Source organism: Arthrobacter sp. NPDC080073, assembly GCF_040686575.1.
Taxonomy (GTDB): domain Bacteria; phylum Actinomycetota; class Actinomycetes; order Actinomycetales; family Micrococcaceae; genus Arthrobacter.
Genome location: NZ_JBFBKR010000046.1, coordinates 1 through 3887, shown reverse-complemented (window position 1 = coordinate 3887; position 3887 = coordinate 1). Strand labels below are relative to the sequence as shown.

At 61.4% G+C, this 3887-nt stretch carries 3 protein-coding genes; all 3 read left to right on the top strand.

The window, feature by feature from the left end; translation table 11 throughout:
* The first annotated feature begins 375 nt into the window (after positions 1-375).
* Entirely contained in the window at positions 376-1104 is a 729-nt protein-coding gene (locus AB0O52_RS23245; RefSeq protein ID WP_364542955.1) for a GntR family transcriptional regulator, read from the top strand.
* A gap of 85 nt (positions 1105-1189) precedes the next feature.
* The gene (locus AB0O52_RS23240) at positions 1190-2350 is read left to right on the top strand and encodes a CoA transferase (protein ID WP_364542952.1); all 1161 of its coding nucleotides are present in this window, start codon (positions 1190-1192) and stop codon (positions 2348-2350) included.
* 30 nt (positions 2351-2380) lie between these two features.
* The gene (locus AB0O52_RS23235; RefSeq protein ID WP_364542949.1) at positions 2381-3541 is read left to right on the top strand and encodes an acyl-CoA dehydrogenase family protein; all 1161 of its coding nucleotides are present in this window, start codon (positions 2381-2383) and stop codon (positions 3539-3541) included.
* The last annotated feature ends 346 nt before the right edge of the window (positions 3542-3887 follow it).

Genomic DNA, 3887 nt, shown 5'->3' with positions numbered 1-3887 from the left:
CCATTCCGAACCCGGAAGCTAAGACCCACAGCGCCGATGGTACTGCACCCGGGAGGGTGTGGGAGAGTAGGACACCGCCGGACAACCATTCACGGTCAGGCCCCGACACACGTCGGGGCCTGACCCATTTAACAACACCACCCAACCCCCAACCCCCCGTCTCACATATGCCCCGGAAACCCCACACCCCGGCTCACATATCAACGGTTTCGGACCAACCCCGGCTCACGCATGTGCCGGAAATCCCACACCCCGGCTCACATATCAACGGCTCCGGACCAACGCCCGCTCACCTATGTGCCGGAAATCCCACACGCCCGCTCACATATCGACCCCTCCGGGATACAGGTTCGCGTCGACCCTTACAATGTCAGGATGAGTAGCATGCAACAGGTTACTCCCGGAGTGTCGCTGACAGCCCAGGCCACAGACATGCTGCGGGCGGCAATCACATCCGGCGAGATGACCCCCGGGGAGCACTATTCCGCGATCGGGCTAGCCGAGAGACTGGGCGTGTCCAGGACGCCGGTACGTGAGGCCCTGCAGCTGCTCGAGAAGGAGGGCATCGTCCGGATCGAGAAAAACCGCGGTGTCCGGGTGCTGCAGATTTCACTTGATGAGATTGTGCAGATCTTCCAGATCCGAATTCTTCTTGAGCCCCCGGCAGCGGCCCGGGCCGCCGAGGTTGTCACTGAGGATGATCTTGAGCATTTCCGGGTGCTACACGGGCGCATCCTGGACGCTGCGGCTGGCGATGATGGTCCCGGCACCCTGCAGGCGGACAAGGAATTCCACCTGTTTCTCATCGGCTTGGCGGGAAATCCCCGGCTGATGGCGCTGGATGGAGAACTCCGCAATCTCGTTCTCGCCCAAGGCTTGGTGACCATCCCGTCAATCCGAAGCACCCAGGACTTGGCTGACGACCGTCGAGGCATCCTCGAAGCATTGGAGCGACGGGACCCTCAAGCCGCATCGACGGCGGTTCGCGAACATGTCACCCGCACCGCCCGGCTTCTCATCACAGGTGTTTGCGCGAGGACGCCGGGACTGTCTGCTGATGCGTATCTTGCGAAGCTGGATCAACTGTCGCAATTCCGGGGCTGACTCCGATACGACGAGGCATTGTTTACACGACGGAGACATTCCCCTACAGTTGCATGCAACATACAACCATCAAGGGAGATGTGTCGTGGCGTCTACAGTGGGCAGCCCCCGCGGTCTGCCGCAGCCTTTGGCAGGCATTCGGATCGCGGACTTTTCGCGGGTTCTTGCGGGACCGTTGTGTTCCATGATGCTGGCCGACTACGGTGCCGAGGTCATCAAGATCGAAGGTCCTGCCGGCGACGATACCCGTGCGTGGATCCCGCCTGTGGAAGCTGATGGGACCGGCACCTATTTTGGAAGCGTCAACCGGAACAAGAAATCCGTTGTTGCCGATCTCAAGTCCGATGAGGGGTTGAGCTATGCCCGCGCCCTCGTGGCCGGGTGCGACGTCGTCATTGAAAACTTCCGTCCTGGGGTCATGGCGAAATTCGGTCTGGATTATCAGACCGTCTCCGAGAGCCGGCCGGACATCGTTTATTGTTCGATCTCCGGCTTCGGGTCCGGCGCCGGCGCAGATCTGCCCGGTTATGACCTGCTCGTGCAGGCGCTTGGCGGTCTGATGAGCATCACCGGCCAACCGGGAGGAGAACCCAGCAAGGTCGGGGTGGCGCTGGTCGACGTCCTCACAGGACAGAATGCGCTAGCCGGGATCCTGATGGCGCTACGGGTTCGCGATGCCACCGGGACTGGCCAGCAAGTGCAGGTCAACCTCTTCTCCTCGCTCCTGGCAGCCCTGGTGAACCAGGGCGCGGCCGCCTTGGCCACGGGCAATTCGCCTGGCAGGCTCGGCAATGCCCACCCCAGCATCGCCCCCTATGAGACATTCCGCACCGGCGGCGGCACGCTCGCCATCGCGGTCGGCAACGACCGGCAGTTTGCGGCGCTGGCGTCAGCTCTAGGGCTCAGGGGACTGTCCGAGCAAGCGAGATTCCTCACTAACGAACGCAGAGTAGCGTCTCGTGAGGAGCTTCGGATTGTGATCGAGGCTGCTCTCCGGGCTGACACTGCTGCCAGTTGGCAACGGAAATTGCTCGCTGCAGGTGTTCCTGCGGGCAGGGTCAACAACGTCGGCGAGGCCTTCGAACTGGCTGAGAGCCTGGGGCTGGAGCCATCAATCGTTGTCACCGATCCCGCAACAGGCCGGGAGTCCCGGCAGCTTGCCAACCCCATCCGGCTCTCCGAAGCAGCACCGAACTACCGGCAAGTTCCCCCGGCCCTTGGCGAGCACCAAGGGTCCATCTTCTAATCCCCAAACACTTCCGTGAAAGGCGCATAAATGTCCGATATCAGCGATCTGATCGATTTTGATTCCCTCCTTAGCACGGATGAATGTGCGCTGCGCGATTCGGTGCGCGCCTTCGTGGATAGCGAAATCAAGCCACACATCGCAACCTGGTACGAAAAGGCCATTTTCCCGCTGGAACTTGTCCCCGAACTCGCCAAAATGGGCCTACTGGGGATGCATCTGAAAGGCTACGGATGCGCCGGCCGATCCGCCGTCGAGTACGGCCTGGCCGGCGCGGAACTTGAGGCCGGCGACTCCGGTTTGCGCACTTTCGTCTCGGTGCAGGGCTCATTGGCGATGAGCGCGATCTACAAACACGGTTCGGATGAACAGAAGGCCGAATGGTTGCCGGCGATGGCCACGGGGGAAGCGATCGGCTGCTTTGGCCTCACCGAGCCCACCGCCGGCTCGGATCCAGGTGGCATGACTACGTTTGCGCACCGCGACGGTGGCGACTGGATCCTCAACGGATCAAAACGCTGGATCGGCCTGGCATCGGTAGCCAAAGTCGCCATCATCTGGGCCCAGACCGACGGCGGTGTCCGCGGCTTTGTAGTCCCTACCGAGACCCCTGGATTCACGGCTACGCCGATTGAGCCGAAACTGTCCATGCGAGCCTCCATCCAATGCGATATCGAATTGTCCAATCTGCGACTACCCGAGACTGCGGTGCTGCCGAACGTCGTCGGGCTCAAAGGCCCCTTCTCGTGCCTGAACGAGGCGCGCTACGGAATCATCTGGGGCGCCATGGGCGCCGCCCGCGATGCGTTCGAGGCAGCCCTCGACTACTCCAAGGGACGCCTGCAGTTTGGCAGACCGCTGGCCGGTTACCAGCTGACCCAGCAGAAGTTGGTTGACATGGCTCTAGAGATCAATAAGGGATTCCTCCTCGCCCTGCACCTCGGGCGCAAGAAGGACGGCGGCACATTGCAACCGGACCAGATCTCAGTCGGCAAACTGAACAACTGCCGCGAGGCCATCAAGATTGCGCGCGAAGCCAGGACGATCCTCGGCGGCAATGGAATCACACTGGACCACTCACCCTTGCGGCACGCTAACAACCTGGAATCCGTTCGCACCTATGAAGGCACCGACGAAGTCCACACCCTCATCCTGGGTAGCAAGCTCAGCGGTATCGCGGCCTTCCGTTAGGCGGGCCCGACGGCGGAACCCGCGTTCCGCCGTCGACGTCGCCAGGGCATGGATTTGCGCGGTGTACTGAAGCCGTGTAATGTCTTCTAAGTCGCCGCGAGGGAGACAGCCTAGAGCTGGGAACCACGGGTGGCCACCCCTTCGAATAGAGCCTGGAACGGCTGATGCTTTGCGCGTCGCAATTCGAGGGGAATTCGAATTGTCAGCCCGAAATTGGTCGAAATGCTGATTTGCTAAGCGGTGATGGTTCGGGTAAGTTTGGGAAGTTGCTCCGGAGCGATCCTGGACCCTGTGGGGTGTGGGTGGTGCCGGGTGTGTCTGTTGTTTGAGAACTCAATAGTGTGCC

Excerpts from the sequence above, each read along its gene's own strand:
- AB0O52_RS23245 (WP_364542955.1), top strand. The coding sequence starts at position 376 with ATGAGTAGCATGCAACAGGTTACTCCCGGAGTGTCGCTGACAGCCCAG.
- AB0O52_RS23235 (WP_364542949.1), top strand. The coding sequence starts at position 2,381 with ATGTCCGATATCAGCGATCTGATCGATTTTGATTCCCTCCTTAGCACG.